Source organism: Streptosporangium sp. CA-115845 (genome assembly GCF_050943795.1).
Taxonomy (GTDB): Bacteria; Actinomycetota; Actinomycetes; order Streptosporangiales; family Streptosporangiaceae; genus Streptosporangium.
Map to the genome: position 1 here is coordinate 5784520 of NZ_CP191988.1, position 18456 is coordinate 5802975.

The 18456-nt window shown below is 70.1% G+C and carries 18 protein-coding genes; 15 read left to right on the forward strand and 3 right to left on the reverse strand.

Translation table 11 applies throughout. From position 1 onward, the window contains the following. Positions 1 to 45: 45 nt before the first annotated feature. From ACQP0P_RS28300 to ACQP0P_RS28310, 3 genes are all read left to right on the forward strand, one after another. A complete protein-coding gene (locus ACQP0P_RS28300; RefSeq protein ID WP_433382153.1) occupies positions 46 to 2055 on the forward strand; it encodes an FAD-dependent oxidoreductase in 2010 nt (669 codons plus the stop codon). Between the two features lie 80 nt (positions 2056 to 2135). Further along, on the forward strand, positions 2136 to 3050 hold the full coding sequence (locus ACQP0P_RS28305) for an LLM class F420-dependent oxidoreductase (protein WP_433359843.1): 915 nt from the start codon (positions 2136 to 2138) through the stop codon (positions 3048 to 3050). Between the two features lie 26 nt (positions 3051 to 3076). Continuing rightward, positions 3077 to 5032 carry an FAD-dependent oxidoreductase gene (locus ACQP0P_RS28310; protein ID WP_433359846.1) on the forward strand — a complete coding sequence of 652 codons (1956 nt, stop codon included), beginning with the start codon at positions 3077 to 3079 and terminating at the stop codon, positions 5030 to 5032. Positions 5033 to 5101: 69 nt separating this feature from the next. On the opposite strand, the gene ACQP0P_RS28315 is transcribed toward ACQP0P_RS28310, so the two are convergent. Both ACQP0P_RS28315 and ACQP0P_RS28320 read right to left on the reverse strand, forming a co-directional pair. Beyond that, a complete protein-coding gene (locus tag ACQP0P_RS28315) occupies positions 5102 to 5293 on the reverse strand; it encodes a ferredoxin (protein ID WP_433359848.1) in 192 nt (63 codons plus the stop codon). A 59-nt stretch (positions 5294 to 5352) separates the two neighbouring features. Continuing rightward, entirely contained in the window at positions 5353 to 6132 is a 780-nt protein-coding gene (locus ACQP0P_RS28320; RefSeq protein ID WP_433359851.1) for an SDR family NAD(P)-dependent oxidoreductase, read from the reverse strand. A 104-nt stretch (positions 6133 to 6236) separates the two neighbouring features. On the opposite strand from ACQP0P_RS28320, the gene ACQP0P_RS28325 reads away from it, so the two are divergent. From ACQP0P_RS28325 to ACQP0P_RS28345, 5 genes are all read left to right on the forward strand, one after another. Continuing rightward, positions 6237 to 8594: an acyl-CoA dehydrogenase gene (locus tag ACQP0P_RS28325; protein WP_433359854.1), complete on the forward strand. Its 2358-nt coding sequence runs from the start codon at positions 6237 to 6239 to the stop codon at positions 8592 to 8594. Beyond that, positions 8591 to 9331, forward strand: a complete 741-nt coding sequence (locus ACQP0P_RS28330) for an SDR family oxidoreductase (RefSeq protein WP_433359857.1) — start codon at positions 8591 to 8593, stop codon at positions 9329 to 9331. Before ACQP0P_RS28325 ends, ACQP0P_RS28330 begins: the two co-directional genes overlap by 4 nt. Beyond that, positions 9328 to 10086, forward strand: coding sequence for an SDR family NAD(P)-dependent oxidoreductase (locus ACQP0P_RS28335; RefSeq protein WP_433359860.1), 759 nt, complete (start codon positions 9328 to 9330; stop codon positions 10084 to 10086). Before ACQP0P_RS28330 ends, ACQP0P_RS28335 begins: the two co-directional genes overlap by 4 nt. Next, positions 10083 to 10829: an enoyl-CoA hydratase-related protein gene (locus ACQP0P_RS28340; protein WP_433359863.1), complete on the forward strand. Its 747-nt coding sequence runs from the start codon at positions 10083 to 10085 to the stop codon at positions 10827 to 10829. The genes ACQP0P_RS28335 and ACQP0P_RS28340 overlap by 4 nt, the downstream gene beginning before the upstream one ends. Before the next feature lie 68 nt (positions 10830 to 10897). Next, a complete protein-coding gene (locus ACQP0P_RS28345) occupies positions 10898 to 11593 on the forward strand; it encodes a TetR/AcrR family transcriptional regulator (RefSeq protein WP_433359866.1) in 696 nt (231 codons plus the stop codon). Positions 11594 to 11616: 23 nt separating this feature from the next. On the opposite strand, the gene ACQP0P_RS28350 is transcribed toward ACQP0P_RS28345, so the two are convergent. Beyond that, complete coding sequence (locus ACQP0P_RS28350) at positions 11617 to 12525, reverse strand: hydroxymethylglutaryl-CoA lyase (RefSeq protein ID WP_433382156.1); 909 nt, start codon at positions 12523 to 12525, stop codon at positions 11617 to 11619. Positions 12526 to 12811: 286 nt separating this feature from the next. Here ACQP0P_RS28350 and ACQP0P_RS28355 point away from each other — a divergent pair, with 286 nt between their 5' ends. The 7 genes from ACQP0P_RS28355 to ACQP0P_RS28385 all read left to right on the forward strand — a co-directional run bounded on the left by ACQP0P_RS28355 (position 12812) and on the right by ACQP0P_RS28385 (position 18454). After that, positions 12812 to 13849 (forward strand): LLM class flavin-dependent oxidoreductase, encoded by a 1038-nt coding sequence (locus tag ACQP0P_RS28355; RefSeq protein WP_433359869.1) that lies wholly within the window; start codon positions 12812 to 12814, stop codon positions 13847 to 13849. 71 nt (positions 13850 to 13920) lie between these two features. After that, a complete protein-coding gene (locus ACQP0P_RS28360) occupies positions 13921 to 15072 on the forward strand; it encodes a thiolase family protein (RefSeq protein WP_433359871.1) in 1152 nt (383 codons plus the stop codon). After that, positions 15069 to 15521, forward strand: a complete 453-nt coding sequence (locus ACQP0P_RS28365) for a MaoC family dehydratase (protein WP_433359874.1) — start codon at positions 15069 to 15071, stop codon at positions 15519 to 15521. Before ACQP0P_RS28360 ends, ACQP0P_RS28365 begins: the two co-directional genes overlap by 4 nt. 18 nt (positions 15522 to 15539) lie before the next feature. After that, positions 15540 to 15866 (forward strand): hypothetical protein, encoded by a 327-nt coding sequence (locus ACQP0P_RS28370; protein ID WP_433359877.1) that lies wholly within the window; start codon positions 15540 to 15542, stop codon positions 15864 to 15866. Then, the gene (locus ACQP0P_RS28375; protein WP_433359880.1) at positions 15863 to 17053 is read left to right on the forward strand and encodes a flavin reductase; all 1191 of its coding nucleotides are present in this window, start codon (positions 15863 to 15865) and stop codon (positions 17051 to 17053) included. Before ACQP0P_RS28370 ends, ACQP0P_RS28375 begins: the two co-directional genes overlap by 4 nt. A 1-nt stretch (position 17054) precedes the next feature. Beyond that, the gene (locus tag ACQP0P_RS28380) at positions 17055 to 18143 is read left to right on the forward strand and encodes an LLM class F420-dependent oxidoreductase (RefSeq protein WP_433359883.1); all 1089 of its coding nucleotides are present in this window, start codon (positions 17055 to 17057) and stop codon (positions 18141 to 18143) included. A gap of 77 nt (positions 18144 to 18220) precedes the next feature. Then, positions 18221 to 18454: a hypothetical protein gene (locus ACQP0P_RS28385; protein WP_433359886.1), complete on the forward strand. Its 234-nt coding sequence runs from the start codon at positions 18221 to 18223 to the stop codon at positions 18452 to 18454. The last annotated feature ends 2 nt before the right edge of the window (positions 18455 to 18456 follow it).

The following is an 18456-nucleotide window of genomic DNA, read 5'->3' on the forward strand; positions in this document are numbered from 1 at the left end:
CGAGTCCGCGGTGGCGTTCACCCCTCTCGACGCGGCGTGCTGACCATGCTCGACCACGTCCTTCGCCCTTTCTCGATCGGCCCCGTCGAGCTGCGCAACCGCGTCGTCCGCACCTCACAAGGCACCGGCCTCGCAACCGGGCAGCAGGTCAGCGACGAGATGATCGCCTTCCTGACGGCCCGGGCCCGCGGCGGCGTCGCGCTGGCCTTCGCCGACGTCGCCCAGATCCACTGGAGCTCACCGGGCATGCTCGACCTGAGCGATGACCGCTGCCTGCCCGGCCTACGACGGCTCACCACCGCGGTGCACGCCGAGGGCATGAAGCTGTTCCAGCAGATCTGGCACGGCGGCCCGACCCAGATGACCCTGGACACCTCCGCGCCCTGGGCGGCCTCACACGTGCCCGACCCCGGGCTCGGCATGCTTCCGGTGCCGATGACCCAGGGCATGATCGACGAGCTGACCGGCTGCTTCGTCGCGGCGACGCTGCGAGCCCGCGAGGGCGGCATCGACGGCGTCGAGCTGCACGCCGGCCACGGATACCTTTTCTCCAGCTTCCTGTCACCGGCCACCAACCACCGCACCGACGCCTACGGCGGCTCGGCGGAGAACCGCAGCCGGTTCCTCGTCGAGGTGCTGACCGCCCTCCGGGACACGCTGGGACCGGACTACCCGATCGGCGTGCGGGTCTCCCCCGACGGACCGCAGGACCAGACGACGGCACCGGATCTCGCCGAACTCATCGACGGCCTGGAACGTTCTCGTCTCATCGACTTCGTCAACGTGTCGCTCGGCTCGCACTACGGCCGCGACCTCCTCATGGGCGGTGTCCACGAGCCTCCCGGCTACCAGTTGCCGACCAGCGAGACGATCACCCGCCGGACGGCACTGCCCACCATCGTCGCCGGCCGGTTCACCAGCCTGCGGCAGGCCGACGAGGTGATCGCCTCGGGTGCGGCCGACCTGGTTTCGATGGTGCGTGCGACGCTCGCGGAGCCCGAGCTCGTCACGAAGACCGTCGAAGGACGTACCGTCGAGATCCGCCCGTGTATCGCCTGCCTGCAGAGTTGCGCGGGCGGGTTGAACACCCGTGCCAGGGCGATGTGCGCGGTCAATCCCGCCGCGGGACGCGAACTCGTGCTCGGCGACCAACTGATCACGACGGCTGACCCAGCGAAGCGGGTCGTGGTCGTCGGCGGCGGCCCGGCCGGTATGGAGGCCGCCCGGGCGGCGGCACTGGCCGGTCACCGGGTGACGCTGCTGGAATCCACCGACGCGCTGGGCGGCCAGCTGCGGTTGGTGCCGCCGGCCAGGCGTGAGGTGGCCCGTCTGATCGACTTCTACACCCACCAGATGGAGCTGTGCGGCGTCGACGTGCGCCTGGAAACGCCCGCCGACGCCACGAAGGTACGCGAGCTGCGGCCCGACGCGGTGATCGTGGCCACCGGTGTGACACCACGGCGCGACGGGTTCCAGACATTGCGACCCGCCCTTCCGCTGCCGGGGCTCGACATGGTCACCGTGCACACCGGATGGGACGTGCTGCGGGGAGCGAAGCTTGGTCATACCGTCCTGCTGCTTGACGAGATCGGCCACTACGAGTCCGTCGACGTCGCGCAGCGCCTCATAGACGACGGCCACCGGGTCCACCAGGTCAGCCGTTACGCGCTCGTCGCGGCGAACCTGGAGATGCGCTGGGAGATGGCCGGCGCCCCGCTGATGGCCCGGCTGCTGCGCGGGGACTTCACCCTGCACCCCCGATCGGTGCTGCACCGGCTGGCGTCCGGCCGAGCGCAGATCGCCCCGCACGAGGCTCCGCACCGGGAGCGGTGGATCGAGTTCGACGACGTCGTACTGATGTCCGGAGGGGTTCCGGAGCGGACCCTGCCGGATGAGCTGGCCGGCATCGCACCGGTGGTACGGGTGATCGGCGACGCGAGCACCCCCCGGCGTCTCGAGGTCGCGTTCGTCGAAGGACGCCGATCCGTGAACGAACTCGCGGTGACCTGGAGCAGAGACCTCGCCCGCTACGGCTGGGGTGGCAGCGCCACCTGAATGACCAGGCCGCCCAACCATGAACCGGTTTCCCATCCTGTTCGGCCCATGCCGTCACCGATCCTCAGGAGGACCTGACGATGCCGTCAGCAGCCCCGGACCTTGGCACCATCGGTGTGTGGTCCGCGCACCTGCGCAGCCGTGACCGCGACGCCGTCCGCAGAATCGCCGGCACCCTCGACGAACTCGGCTACGGCACCCTGTGGGTGCCCGGCGGCTCCGGCGGGGACCTCTTCGGCGACGTCGACACCGCGCTGACGGCCACCACGCGGGCGGTGATCGCAACCGGAGTCCTCAACATCTGGATGCACGACGCGGCCTCGACGGCCACCTGGCACGCGGGCACCAGGGAGCGCCACCCCGGTCGCGTGCTGCTCGGTCTGGGCAACAGCCACGCCGCGCTCGTGGAGTCCACCGACCAGACCTACCACCGGCCGCTGTCAGCACTGCGTGACTATCTCGACGCGCTTGACGCGGCCCCTTCTCCGGTTCCCGCGGAACAGCGAATCCTCGCCGCGCTCGGCCCGAAGATGCTGGAGTTGGCCACACGGCGCTCGATCGGCGCCCACCCGTACCTGGTCGACACCGCACACACCCGCACCGCCCGCCACGCCCTCGGACCCGACGCGGTGCTCGCCCCCGAGCTGAAGGTCGTGTTCGACACCGATAGGGACCGGGCCCGCGAGGTCGCGCGAGCCCATCTCGACTCCTACCTGCGGCTGCCCAACTACACCCGCAACCTGCTCCGCAGCGGGTTCACCGAGGACGACATCACCGGCGGGGGCAGCGCCCGGCTCGTCGACGGAGTCGTCGCGTGGGGTGACGTCGACACCATCGTGCGGCGAGCCCAGGAACACATCGACGCCGGAGCCGACCACGTGTGCGTCCAGGTCCTCACCGCGAACCGGCGGGACGTGCCGCTGACAGCCTGGCGAGAGCTGGCTCCAGCACTTCTGGAGGGCGTCACCGCGCGCCGCCGGGCGCGTTCCGTCTGATCGCCCATTCACTACCAAAGGTACTCATGACCATGTCCGCTGCCCCCTCGTCCGGAACATCCGCCTTTCCGACCATGTTCTCCCCGATCCGGCTCGGCGCCATGGAGGTCCGCAACCGGGTCGTCATCACCTCGCACGGCGCGAGCGAGGCCTTCCGCCATCCGAGGATGGCACCCGACTCCTACATCGAGTATCTGCGCCGACGCGCCGCGGGCGGCGGCGGACTGATCATCGCGCAGCCGATCCTCGCCGACCCGGCCGGCGGCATCACCGCGGAGACGGTCGACCGCCACGGGCGGCTCGCCGAGGCGGTGCGGGCCGAGGGCGCGACGTTCCTGCTGCAGCTCACCCACCTGGGTACGTTCGCCCGCTCCGAAGCCGACGTCCGGCGCCCTCCGTTGCCGGGTTTCGAGAGCAGTCAGTCCGCCGCCGGTGAGACCGCGCACAAGATGACCCACGCCGAGATCGAGCAGATGATCGAGGGCTACCGACGCACCGCCGAGCTCGCGGCCACCGCCGGGTTCGACGGGGTCGAGATACACGGCGCGCACGGCTACCTCGTGCAGCAGTCCCTGACCCCTGCGTACAACTCCCGCACCGACGAGTGGGGCCGTGACCGGACTCTTTTCGTTCGCCGGCTGCTTCAGGCGGCCCGTGAACAGGTCGGTCCCGACCGTATCGTCGGCTACCGGACACCGAGCGACGACCTGCGGTCCCCCGAGGACGGCGGAATCGGGTTCGCCGGGATCGTCGAAATCCTCCGCGAACTGCTGAGCACCGGGACGATCGACGTACTGAACACGACCATCGGCGACGGTGGCGCGAGCTATGCCCGAGCGATCCCGAACTACCGCTATGCCGAGGCGCCCAATATCCCCGCCCTCACCCGGCTGCGTGACGCGGTGCGGATCGATGTCCCCGTGATCGGGGTCGGCCGGATCCTCTCTCCCGGTCTCGCGGAGTCGCTGCTGTCATCCGGGCAGGTCGACATGGTCGCCATGACCCGGGCTCACATCGCCGACCCCGACATCGTCACCAAGGTCGGCCAGGGCCGCTCCCACCGGATCCGCCCCTGCGTGGGTGCCAACGTCTGCGTCAACCGCAAGCTACAGGGCTATCCCGAGATCAGCTGCTTCCACAACCCGGAGGTCCTGCGGGAGAAGGAGCTGGCCGTGCGGCCGGCCGAGAGCGCGCGGCGGGTGCTGGTCGTGGGGGCCGGCCCCGCCGGGCTGAAAGCCGCCGAGGTCGCCGCGAAGCGCGGGCACCAGGTCAGTGTCGTGGACGCCGGGTCACGCCCGGGAGGCCGGCTCCTTGCCGCCGGGCAGACCGCGGCGCTCGCTCTGGTGAGCTCGGTCGATCATCTGGTTGGCGAACTCACCGAGCTCGGCGTCCCTGTGCGCACCGGAACCGTCGTCGACGAGGCACTGCTGCGGGAGCTGAACCCCGACGAGGTCGTGCTCGCGACCGGCGCTCGACCGGTCACCGCCGAAGCGTTCCCCGACGCCGCGGACGGGGTCGTGGTCAGCAGCGCCGAGGCGCTGGCCGATCAGCTGAGCGGCAGGGTTCTGGTGTACGACACAGTCGGGGCGAACGAGGGGCCGTTGGTGGCCGAGGAACTGGCCAGGCGCGGAGCTTCAGTGATCTTCGTGACCAGTTGCGAGACCGTCATGCCGTGGGGTGGGCAACTGCACCGGGCCGAGGTACCGGGAATCCTGCGGCGCAGGTGTGAGCGGGTCGTCACCGGCGGGCTGATCGGCGACCTCGACGGCAAGCATGTGATCGTCGTCCACCCCGACGGCGAGACGCTGGCCGAGTTCGATGTCGACAACGTCGTGGCGGTCACCGCTCCGCGCGCGGATCTGGACCTGGTGCCCGTACTCGAACGGCTCGGGTCGCGTTATCGCGTCATCGGTGACGCGCTGGCCCCGCGCACCGCCATGCACGCTTTCAAGGAGGGGCAGGAAGCCGCCCTGGCCCTGTGATCAGATACTGAGCGGCCGAGAGCGAGCGGGGCCGGTCAGGGAGATCTCCCTGACCGGCCCCGCTCGCTCTCATTCGACCCGCAGCGCGCCCATCGGGCAGGCCGCGGCTCCGAGCCGGGCGGCCTGCTCCCGCTCGGGAGTCACCTCGATGCCGTCACCCAGGGCGATGTAGCCGTCCTCGTCCAGCGTGAACAGCTCGTCGTCCACCATCGCGCACTGACCGTGTGCCTCGCACACCTCGTTGTCCGCCCGCAATCTCACGACGCCTCCTTCGCGCAATTAAACAAACACTGTACGATATTTTGACGAGACACCCCCGGCTACCGCCCCGGCTCCGAGCCCGCGGTCAGCAACTCGCCGCCGTCGATCGGGATCGTCACCCCGGTGATGTATCCGGCCTGCGGGGAGACCAGGAAGGACACCAGGTCGGCGACCTCGCGGTCGACGCCTATCCGGCGCAGCGGGTTGAGCGGCATGTCGTGCTTCTCGGTCCAGCGCAGGATCGGCTGCACCAGATCGGTCTCGATCTTCCCGGGGGCCACGCCGACGACCCGCACACCGTCGGCCGCCCACTCCAGGGCGAGCACCCGGGTCAGCATGATCAGCGCGGACTTGCTGACGTTGTATCCCACCAACCCGCGGGACGGGAAGTAGGCGGCCGTGCTGGCGTTGTTCACGATCACGCCGCCCGCCCCCATCATCCCCTTCGCCCGGCAGGCCAGGTACCACGGCGCCGAGAGGTTCAGCCCCAGGGTGGCGTCCCAGTCCGCCCAGTCCATCCGTTCCGCACGCGTCGCCGGAGGCAGCACCCCGGCGTTGTTGACCAGGATGTCGAGCCCGCCGAACTCCCTGTCCACCTCGTCCATCAGCTCACGCAGGGAGTCCCGGTCGGCCATGTCCGCGGGGATCGCCACCACCCGGCCACCCAGCTCCCCGAGCTCCGTGGCGAGCGTCTCGATGGCACGCTTGCTGCGCGCGGCGAGCACGACGTCAGCGCCCTGCTCGGCAAACCGGCGAGCGATCGCCGCCCCGATTCCCCTGCTCGCCCCGGTCACCAGGGCCCGGCGCCCGGCCAGCGACACGCCGTCGTTGCCACCCATTTACTGCTCCTCGGATAAGCGGTAGCCGTTCGCGACTTTCTCAATCTAACACCATATGGTTATCATCCAAGGCACAGACAGACCGGCGAGGAGACGAGGAACAGGTGAGTTTCATCCCCGGAGAAGACGCGGAGAGCCTGCGCACTGTGGTTCGAGGCTTCCTGGAGAAGCGGTCGGCCGAGGACGAGGTGCGCCGGCTCATGGAGACCAGCACCGGGTATGACCCGGCGGTCTGGATCCAGGCGGCCAGGGAGATCGGTCTACCGGGCCTCACCCTCGCCGAGCAATACGGCGGAGCCGGGGCCACGGTCGTCGAGCTGGGTGTGGTGTTCGAGGAGATGGGCGCCGTACTCTACGGGGCCCCGTACCTGGCCACGGTGGGGCTGGCCGCGACCGCGCTGCAGGAGCTCGACGACGAGTCCGCGTCCGCCGAACACCTGCCGGGGATCGTCGCCGGGACCACGATCGCGACACTGGCCTGGGCGGGCCGTGGACCCGCCGAGAGCACGCTGCGCGCGGCGCCGGCCGAGGGCGCCTGGAGGATCCACGGCACCGCAGGCATCGTCCTGGACGGCACGACGGCGAACCTGGTGCTGGTCGCCGCCCGCACCGACAAGGGAAGCAGCCTGTTCGCCGTGTGCGGGGACGCCGAAAACCTCGACCGCGTTCCGCTGGCGACGCTCGACCAGACCCGTAAGCTCACCGAGCTGCGCTTCGACGGCACGACCGCCCAGCTGATCGGAACCGACGGCGCCGCGGGTCCGGCGCTGGAACGCACCGGCGATCTCGCGGCGCTGTATCTGGCCGCCGAGCAGCTCGGTGGTGCCGCCCGGGTACTCGCGGCCGCAGTCGACCACGCGGGCACCCGCGTCCAGTTCGGCCGGCCGATCGGCTCGTTCCAGGCCATCAAGCACCGCTGCGCGGACATGCTGATCGACGTGGAGTCGGCGCGTTCGGTGGTCTATCACGGCCTGTGGAGCGCGGTGCACGACCCTGCCGGCCTGCCGGCCGCCGCGATGCTGGCCCGCGCGATCGCCTCCGACGCCTACCAGCGCGTCGCCGCGCACAACGTGCAGATCCACGGCGGCATCGGATTCACCTGGGAGCACTCCGCGCACCTGTACCTCAAACGAGCCAAGAGCAGCCAGTTGCTGCTCGGCTCCCCTGCCCGCCACCGCGCCCGGCTCGCCGAACTCGTCGACATCGCCGGCGCCAGGGAGGCCCGCGCGACGCCCGCCGCGGCGGGACCCGCTCCCGCGTCCACACCCCAGGCGGTCGCGATGGACGAGGCCGTCTCGGAGTTCCTCCGGGCATATCCGGTCCCCGATCCGGCCGACCGCGCCGCCGACCGCGCGTTTCGCGAGGCGCGTTTCGACACCGGGCTCGCGGTGGTGAACTTCGCCGAGGATTTCGGGGGGCGTGGGCTCGACCCGTCCCTGCAGCCGGCGGTCGACGAGCGATTCAGCCGCGCCGGCGCCACCGACCACACCGGGCGCAACGTCATCGGGCTCGGCATGGCGCTGCCCACGATCCACGCCCACGGCACCGACGAGCAGAAACGACGCCATCTGCGCCCCGGCTTCTCCGGCGAGCACATCTGGTGCCAGTTGTTCTCCGAACCCGGCGCGGGTTCAGACCTCGCCGCGCTGGCCACCCGGGCGGTACGCGACGGCGACGACTTCGTGGTCAACGGGCAGAAGATCTGGACCTCGCTCGGGCACATCGCCGACTGGGGCATCCTGGTGGCCCGCACCGATCCCGACGTGCCCAAGCACAGAGGTCTGACCTACTTCCTGCTCGACATGCGCTCTCCCGGCGTCGAGGTACGCCCGCTGCGCCAGCTGACCGGCGAGGCCGAGTTCAACGAGGTCTACTTGACCGACGTACGGATCCCCGCGGCGAACGTACTCGGCGAGGTCGGGCAGGGCTGGCAGGTCGCGATGACGACCCTCGCCAACGAGCGGGTGTCGCTGGGCGGCCGTGCGGCCGAGCGCGGCGGGGGCCCAATCGCCCAGGCCGTCGAGGTCTACCGAGCCGCGCTCGCCGAGGGCCGCGTCGACGCCGCCACCACCGAGCGGTTCATGCTGCTGTGGACCCAGGCCGAGGCCGCCCGGCTCACCAACGTCCGGGCCGCGGCACGGATCGGTCGCGCGCCGGGGCCCGAGGGGGCGATCGCCAAGCTGCAGATGGCCGAGCTGAACAAAGCGATCTACGAGCTGTGCGTCGACCTTTCCGGGGACGCCGGTCTGCTGATCGACGACTACACCGAGATCACCCCCGACACCACCGCCGTGCACGGCGGCTCCGACGTGCGCAAGGCCTATCTGCGTTCGCTGGCCAACTCGATCGAAGGCGGCACCTCGGAGGTACTGCGCAACATCCTCGGCGAGAGGCTACTGGGCCTGCCCGGCGAGCCCCGAACCGATCGTGACATCCCTTGGAAGGACACCCGACGCTCGTGACCATCTCCTTCGACTTCACCGGCCGCACCGTGATCGTCACCGGTGCCGCCCAAGGCATCGGACGGGGCATCGCCACCCTGTTCGCCGACGCCGGCGCGCGCGTCGCGCCGTTCGACCTCGACTTCGACGCGCTGAAGGCGGTCTGGGGCGAGCGCAGTGACACCATCGCCCCGCTCGCCGTCGACGTGGCGGACGAGGACGCGGTCGCGACCGCCGTCGAGGATGTCGCGGCCTGGGCGGGCGGCATCGACATCGCCGTGAACAACGCCGGCATCACCCGCGACACCGTGGTCTGGAAGCTGTCGTCCACACAGTGGCGGCAGGTTCTCGACGTGCATCTGGGCGGCACCTTCCACATCACCCGGGCGGTCGTGGGACACATGCGCGCCGCCTCCTTCGGCCGGATCGTCAACGTCACCTCCTACACCGGCCTGCACGGCAACATCGGCCAGTCCAACTACGCGGCCGCCAAGGCCGGAATCATCGGGTTCACCAAAACCGTCGCCAAGGAGGTCGCCCGGTTCGGCATCACCGTAAACGCGATCTCCCCCAACTCCGCCACCGCGATGGTCGCCGGGATCCCGGCGGGCAAGCTCGCCGAGCTCACCGCCGCGATCCCGCTTGGGCGCTTCGCCGATCCCGCGGAGATCGCACCCGCGGTCGGTTTCCTGGCCTCGGCACAGGCCGGGTACATCACCGGGACCGTCCTGGCGGTCGACGGCGGGATGTCGATGTGAGGATCACCGATTCCACCGCCCTGGTCACCGGCGGCGCCTCCGGCCTCGGCCTGGCCACCGCCCGGCGTCTGCTCGACGACGGCGCCCGGGTGGTCATCGCCGACCTGCCCACCTCCGACGGCGCGGCGGCCGCGGCGAGGATCGGCGCCGTGTTCGCCCCCACCGACGTCACCTCCGAGGCCGACGTGCGCGCGACGATCGCCGCCGCGACCGGACTCGGCCCGCTGCGCGCCGTGGTGAACTGCGCGGGCATCCCGGAGGCGCTCAAGGTCCTGGACCGCTCCGGGCAGGCCTCCGACCTCGAACGGTTCCGGCGAACGGTGTCGGTGAACCTGGTCGGCACCTTCAACGTGATCCGGCTCGCCGCCGAAGCCATGATCGGCAACGAACCCGTCGACGGCGACAGGGGCGTCGTGGTCTGCACCTCGTCGGTGGCGGCCTTCGACGGCACCGTGGGCCAGGCCGCCTACGCCGCGTCGAAGGCCGCCGTGGCGGGCATGACGCTGCCGATCGCCCGGGAGTTCGCCGAACACGCGATCCGGGTCGTCTCGATCGCACCCGGCATGTTCGAGACCCCGCTCTTCCTCGGACTTCCGGAGAATGCCCAACGCTCACTGGCCGCGCAAGTGCCGCATCCCCCTCGGATGGGACGACCGGCCGAGTTCGCCGACTGCGTCTCCTTTATCGTCGGCAACCCCATGATCAACGGTGAGACGCTGCGACTGGACGGCGCGATCAGAATGGCACCGCGGTGACGGCGCCCACCGGCGGGAAGCCGGCCGAGGTCGAGACCGACGGCGACGTCGTGACCATCCGGCTCAACCGGCCGGAGAAGCGCAACGCGATCACCGGCGCGATGTACGCGACACTCGCCGACGCGCTGACCGCGGCCGACCGTGACGGGGCTGCGGTCGTCGTCCTGACCGGCGCGGGGGGCGCGTTCACCGCGGGCAACGACCTGCGGGACATGGCCGAGAACCCCCCGCTCGGCGACGATCCGCCTCCGGTCCGGTTCCTGTCCGCGTTGGCCGGGCTGCGGGCCGTGCTGGTCGCCGCGGTCGACGGCCCGGCGATCGGCGTGGGCAGCACCGCCCTGCTCCACTGCGACCTGGTCTACGCGACGGTACGCAGCACCTTCAGGTTTCCGTTCGTCGATCTCGGCCTGGTGCCGGAGGCGGCGTCGACGCTGCTGCTGCCTCGGCTCGTGGGGCGGCAGCGGGCAGCTGAGCTGACGCTCTTCGGCGAGTCGTTCGACGCCGCAGAGGCGCGCCGGCTGGGGATCGTCACCGCCGTCGTCGACGACGCGGACGCCCTCGCGCGGCTCGTCGCCGAGCGCACCGCCCGGCTTGCCGGCAAGCCCCGGAAGGCGCTGCACGCGACGAAGGCGCTGCTGCACGACGAGTCCACGCCGACGGTGGCGGGCCGGCTGGAACTGGATCGCCGGATGCTCCAGGACCTGCTCGGTTCGCCTCCCACTCCTGGAACACACCTAAACTAGCGATGCTTGATATCCTCTGCAACGCTTGACGTTCGGTGTGGTCAACGTCCATGACGAAAGGTGATGCGGTGGCTCGTCCCAAGGTTCCGTTGATCTCCAAGCGCAAGGCGCTGGAGGTCGCGCTCGACATCATCGACAACGAGGGGGTCGACGCGCTCAGCATCCGTCGTCTCGCAGAGCGGTTGAACGTCAACGGCGCCTCGCTGTACCACCACTTCGAGAACAAGGAGGAGATCGTCGTCGGGGCGGCGCAGCTCGCGCTCGCGGAGATCCGCACCCCGCAGACGCACGACGATCCGTGGCGGGTGTGGATCCTGCGCAACGCGCGCCGGCTGCGTCAGGCCTTCCGGGAGCACCCGGACCTGGTCCCGGTGATGCTGCGCCGCCAGCCTCTGCAGATCGGTGCCGCGCAGGTGGACGCGACCGTGGCGCTGCTTGAGCAGGAGAACGTCCCGACCGGCGCCATCATCCCGATGCTGGAGGCCCTTGAGCTCTACGCCATCGGCAGCGCGCTGCACGAAGCACAGAGCGGTGGCGCGGGCGTCGGCCAGGAGCCCGACCCTGAGACGGCTCCGCACCTCACCCGGGCGTTGGAACAGCGGGCCCTGTCTGCGGACGAGATCTTCGACATGGTCTGCGAGAAGATCGTCGACACCGTGATCGTGGCGACGATCGAACGCGGCAGTGCCCCGGCCAAGGCCGCCGCTCCGGCACCGAGCCGGAAGCCCACGCGACGGACGCGGTCCAACAAGACATCCACCTGAACCGCGTCCTTGAGGGCCGCAGGTCAGACGCCGGCTGCCGGGGCGGGGAAGCCGCCGGCGCGAGGCAGTAGCGCCGGCACCAGCCGGCCGAGCGCCTCCCCCAGGAATCGTGCGGTCTCGATGAGCCGATCCAGGTCCAGTCCGGTCTCGAAGCCGCTGCGCTCCAGCAGGTAGACGAGATCCTCGGTGGCGATGTTCCCTGTCGCCTGCGGCGCGAACGGGCAGCCGCCGACCCCTCCGATGCTCGCGTCGAGCCTGGTCACTCCCAGGTCCACCGCCGCGATCGCGTTCGCGTAGCCGGTGTTGCGGGTGTTGTGGAAGTGCGTCCGCAACAGCGGGCCGGGACGGCCGGCAAACTCCGCGCGCAGCGCTGTCAGCGTCGAGCGGACCTGAGCGGGCACGGCGACTCCGATCGTGTCGGCCAGGGCGACCTCGCGAGCGCCGGCACGGGCCGCCCGCATGCTGAACTCGACGACCCGCTCCGGGTCGACCTCCCCCTCGAACGGACACCCGAACGCGACGGCGAGCGTGATCGAGCAGGGCAGGCCGATGCCGGCCGCCCGTTCGGCGACCTCTTCCGCCATCGTCATCAGGGATTCCGCACCGGCGTTCTGGTTTCGGCGGCTGAAGGTCTCGCTGACCGGGACAACGACGTTGATCTCATCGACGGCGGATTCACGTGCCCGGTCGAAGCCCCTGCGGTTGAGTACCAGCCCGATGTAGCTGACGTCCGGACGGCGCCGCACCCGGGCCATCACGGCCTCGGCATCCGCCATGGCGGGCACGGCATCGGGCCGCACGAAGGAGACGGCCTCGATGCGCCGCGCGCCCGCGTCGACGGCCCGCCCGATCAGCTCAACCTTCGTCTTTGTCGGCAACAGCACCGCCTCGTTCTGCAGTCCGTCACGGGGACTTACCTCGATGATCTCGATCACGACATCCTCCGGCTGTAGCGGTAGGCGACAATACCAAACGTTGACCGGTAATGTGCGCACGGGATTCCCGATCTCGTGCGCGGACCGCCACCCATGACACGCCACTCCCCGGCCGCCGCGGCACCGCCGCGTGCGGCGAACCAGTCCGCGGAAGTCCCGAGACGAATGGCTCCGCCGGTCACGGATACACGTGCCTCCTTCAGCGGCGAGGAACAGCTAGCCTAAACCAAACAATGTTTGATAGCGTTTCCATCGACATAGAGAACACCCTGGAGGCAGCACCATGAAGTTGAGCCTGATGACCCTGGGGGATCAGGTCCCGGACCCGGTCACCGGTACGACCGAGACCGCCGCCGAACGCCATCGCGCCATCGTCGAGGCATCGGTCGCCGCGGACCAAGCGGGGTTTCACGGTGTGCACATCGGCGAGCACCACGGGCTGGAGTACACCACCTCCGCCCCACCGGTCATCCTCGCCGCGATCGGGGAACGCACCCGGGACCTGCGCCTGTCCACCGCAGTCACGCTGGCGGCGAACCTCGACCCGGTCCGTGTCGCGGAGGACTACTCCACCGTCGACGCGCTCTCCGGCGGACGGTGCGAGGTCGTCGTCGGCCGCGGCAACTTCTTCGTCTCCACCTACACCCTGTTCGGTCAGCGGATCGAGGACTCCCACGAGCTGTTCCAGGACGCGGTCGAGCTGCTCGTACGGCTCTGGAGCGGCAAGGAGGTCAACTGGCCGGGGTCGAGACACCGCGCACCGATCGAGGAGTTCGTCCTGCAGCCGCCCCCCGTCGGCGCCCTTCCGCTGTGGATAGGGGGAGGGGCCTCGGAAGCCACCGCGGAGCTCGCCGCACGGCTCGGCCTGGACCTCATGCTGCCCAGTGCCTTCGGCAACCCCGAGGCGTTCAAGCCCGTCGTAGCGGCATACCGGGAGAAATTCGCCTCCTACGGACACGCGCACGAGCCGCGGGTGGGTGCCTGCTGGCACGTGAACGTCGGGGAGACCAGCCAGGGAGCACGCGAGCGCTGGGAACCGCGCTACCGCGCCTACTTCGAGCTGATGAAGGAGATCATCCCGCGGGTCAACCCCGATCCGCCCGCCTTCATCAGGAAGCCGTTCGACTTCGAGTTCCTCACCACACACGGACCGGCCCTGGTAGGCAGCCCGGACGAGGTCGCGGACCGGTTGAACACCTCGGCGCAGATGCTCTCCGCCGACACCAATCTGATCTACATCGACATGGGCGGCCAGCCCGCCGCGGAGTACCGCGACATGGTCGAACTGATCGGCTCGCGGGTCATCCCACAACTGCACTGAGCCGAACCTTCGAGAACGGCTCCCCTCTCATCCATGACCGACGCCCCATTTCCCTCCGAGAGGAAACCCTCATGCGTGACGCCGTCATCGTCGAAGCCGTCCGTACACCTGTCGGTAAGCGCAACGGTGGCCTGTCCGACGTGCATCCGGCCGACCTGTCCGCCACCGTGCTCCGCGCGCTCGCCGACCGCACGGGCATCGACCCCGCTCTCGTCGACGACGTGGTGTGGGGTTGCGTCAGCCAGATCGGCGAGCAGACCTTCGACATCGCGCGGACCGCGGTGCTCAGCGCGGGCTGGCCCGAGTCGGTGCCCGGCACGACCGTCGACCGGCAGTGCGGCTCATCCCAGCAGGCGCTGAGCTTCGCGGCGGCCTCGGTGATCGCGGGACACTACGACGTCGCCGTCGCCGGCGGCGTGGAATCGATGTCGCGGGTCCCGATGGGTTCGGCCAGCAGCGGTGACCAGTCGCCACTGGGACTGGGCTACATCGCCCGCTACGGGGCGGACTTCCCGAACCAAGGGCTGGGCGCGGAGGAGATCGCCAGGCGCTGGTCGATCACCCGGGAGGCCGTCGACACCTACGCGCTACGGTCCCACGAACGCGCCGCCGCCGCGGCCGACGGCGGCCTGTTCACCGGCCAGATCGTCCCGGTCGCGACTCCCGACGGCACGACGGTCGGCGCCGACGAGGGGATCCGCCGGGGGGGCACACCCGAGACGCTCGGCGGGCTCAAGCCGGCGTTCCGGCCCGACGGCGTCGTGACAGCCGGAAACAGCTCGCAGATCAGCGACGGCGCAGCGGCACTGCTGGTCACGACCTCGCAGCGGGCACGCGAACTCGGGCTGACCCCGATCGCCCGGGTGCACACCTCCGTCGTGGTCGGGTCCGAGCCGACGATCATGTTGACCGGGCCGATCCCGGCCACCCAGAAGGCATTGCGGCGCAGTGGTCTCGCACTGGCCGACATCGGGGCGTTCGAGGTCAACGAGGCGTTCGCCACCGTCACACTGGCCTGGCTGGCCGACATAGGCGCGGACGAGAAGCTGCTCAACCCCAACGGCGGCGCGATCGCACTGGGGCACCCGCTGGGTGCCTCCGGGGCTCGGCTGGCCACCACCCTCGTGCACCACATGCGCGACAACGGCGTCCGCTACGGCCTGCAGACCATGTGCGAGGGCGGGGGCCAGGCCAACGCGACGATCCTGGAGTTGATCGCGTGACCGCCGCGATCAGCTTCGACGAACTGCGTGACGCGACCGGCCGCGACCTCGGGTACGGCGACTGGATGGTCATCGACCAGCCCCGCATCGATCTCTTCGCCGACGCGATCGAGGATCACCAGTGGATCCACGTCGACCCCGCCCGTGCGAAGCACACCCCGTTCGGCGGAACCATCGCGCACGGCTATCTCACGCTGGCGGCGGCCGGCACCCGCGTCAGCGAGTTGCTCCGGGTCGACGGCGCGTCGAGCATCATCAACTACGGTCTGGACCGGGTTCGATTTCCCGCACCCGTTCCGTCCGGTTCCCGTATCCGCACCCATGCCACGATCACCGAGGTGATCGAGGTCCCGAACGGCCTCCAGGTCACGGCCCGCGTCACCGCCGAGGCCGAGAGCGCCGAACGGCCGGTCTGCGTAGCCGACGTTCGCATCCGTTACCTACGATGACGAGAGCGGGAGACTGCGATGTTCGTGTTGATCACAAACGCTGACCCGGCAGCGCGGGTCAGCGTCGAGGAAGCCGACGACTGCACCCGCCTGCATGTGAGCGCGGACGGGCTCGACGACACGGTGATCGGCGAAGTGCTGCGGAGCGACGAACTGGGCCTGCCCGGCGAGCCGGGGCGCGTGTGGCTGGACGTGACGGCGCTGCACGCCCGGGCTCGGGCCGGTGTGCGCGTCACGGACTGGGACGACCGGTTCAACGCGATGCTGGACCACGCCCGTGGCAGGGGATGGCTGAACGGCAGCGGAACGCTCGTCGCCGCGCACATCGTCCGGGAGGAGCCGTGAGCAATTCCCTGGCGATCGATCCCCGACGTTTCCGCCAAGTCCTCGGCAACTACCCCACCGGTGTCACGGTCATCACTGCCATCGACTCCGATGGCCGCCCCGTGGGCATGGCGGTCGGCACATTCACCTCGGTGTCGCTCGATCCGCCACTGGTGGCGTTCCTGCCCGACAAGAGCTCGTCCAGCTTCCCGAGGATCCGCACCGCGTCCTCGTTCTGCGTCAACGTCCTGGCCGCCGACCAGGAGGAGGTCTGCCGGGCCTTCGCCACCCGGGGCGACGACAAGTTCGCCGGGGTGGCCTGGTCCCCCGCGCCGTCGGGGGCTCCCCTGCTCCGGGGGGTCACGGCGTGGATCGACTGCGACTTCGAGAGCATCACCGACGCAGGCGATCACCACCTCGTGATGGGCCGCGTCCGCGACCTAGACGCCACCGACGCCGGCCTGCCGTTGGTGTTCTTCCAGGGGGGATACGGCAGGTTCTCCCCCTCCTCACTGGTGACAGTACCGGAGCCAGACCTGATCGAACATCTACGTAACGCCGATCTGGCCCGTGGTGAGATGGAGCGGGTCGCTGCGGAGGTCCACGCCGAGTGCGTGGCTGTGGCGGCGGTCGCCGACGAGCTCGTCGTCGTGGCCGGGGCGGGCGCACCGGCCCGGGATCTTCCGCGCACCCGTGTCGGGCAGCGCTCACCGTTCCTGCCACCGCTCGGCACACTGTTCCTGGCCGGGAGTGACGAGACGGAGAGCCCGGAGACGCAGGTGTGGCTCGCCCGAGCCGGCGCCGAGGTGAGCGACGAACAGCGCACCGCCTACCGCGCGATGGTGGAACGGGTGCGCGAGCGCGGCTGGTCACTGAGCATCGCCGCCGACGACCACGCCGAACTCGAACACGCGCTCGACCGCTACTCCACGGCCGACCACTCCCCCGAGCACCTCACCCGGATCCGGCGGTTGGCGGCTTCGGCCGCCAACCGATTCGAACCCTCCGACCTTCCTCCTGGCGCCGACCACCCGGTGCGGTTGATCAGCGCACCGGTCATCGGCGCCGACGGTGGGGTCATCCTGCTGCTGACGCTGTGGGGGCTGCCCTCCCCACTGAGCACCGAGCAGATCGAGTCGTACACCACGCGCCTGCGCGCCGCAGCCCGAGCCGTCAGCACCGTCATCGAGACACGGAAAGCGACCTGAGATGCGCATCGCGATGCAGTTGGGTTACGGCGGCCCCTTCAAGGAAGCCGTCAACCGGCTCGTGGATTTCGAGAAGGCCGGCCTGGACATGGTCAGCGTGGCCGAGGCGTACTCCTTCGACGCGGTGTCGCAGCTGGGTTACCTCGCCGCACGCACCGAGCGTTTGGAGATCACCTCCGGGATCATGCAGATCTACTCCCGGACGCCGACCCTGACGGCGATGACCGCCGCCGGACTGGACCACGTCTCCGACGGCCGCTTCACCCTCGGCATCGGCGCCTCCAACCCGCAGGTCGTCGAGGGCTTCCACGGGGTGCGCTACGACGCCCCGCTCGGGCGCACCCGGGAACTGGTCGAGATCTGCCGGCAGGTCTGGCGCCGGGAGAAGATCCAGTACACCGGCACGTACTACCACATCCCGGCGCCGCCCGACCAGGGCACCGGGCTTGGCAAGCCGCTCAAGATCATCGATCATCCGGTCCGGGAGTGTATCCCGATCAGCATCGCGGCCATCGGGCCGCGCAACGTGGCACTCGCCGCCGAGATCGCCGAGGGTTGGGAACCGATCTTCTTTCACCCCGAGAAAGCCTCGGCCGCCTGGGGCGACGCGCTGGCCGAAGGACGGGCCAGGCGCGACCCCGCACTCGGTGAGCTCGACATCGCCGTCGGGGTCCCGCTCGCCTTCACCGAGAACCCCGTACCGGTGCTCGACACCGTCCGTCCCCAACTCGCCCTCTACATCGGCGGCATGGGCGCCCCCGGGCGCAACTTCTACAACGACCTCGCCCGCCGCTACGGCTACGAGGCGGCCGCCATCGCCATCCAGGATCTCTACCTGGACGGGAAAAAGGATGAGGCGGCCGCCGCCGTGCCCGACGACCTCGTACGCGCCACCTCGCTCATCGGGCCACGCTCGATCGTCGCCGAACGGGTCGCCGCGCTGCGAGAAGCAGGCGTCACCACAGTTAAGGTGCAACTGCTTGGAGCCACGCACGCCGAGCGGCTCGCCGCCATGGAGGAACTCCGCGACATCACGGGGCCACCACCATCGCGGCCGCGCGACCACTCAACGGAAGTAGAGCAGCGATGACGAGTACCTCGATCGAGCCGAGGACCGACGTGCTGAGCGTGGTGGAGCAGTGGGTGCTCTGACTCTCGACGGCGATCGTGCACCACGCCAACCGGGTGCGGCTCAACCCGCTCGCCGACCCGCTTTCTGACGAGGTCGCCGTCGCCGACACCGGCCTGCTGTCGATCCTGCGCACCCGCGGTTACGAGGAGGCGCGGCCGGCCAGGATCTCCCGCGCGCTGCGCACCGCGGGTACCAGGGTCCGGCTGTTCGACCCGTACGGCGAGCCGCTCCCCGCCGCGAACCTCGACCCGGTCGCGGCCTCCGCGTGAAT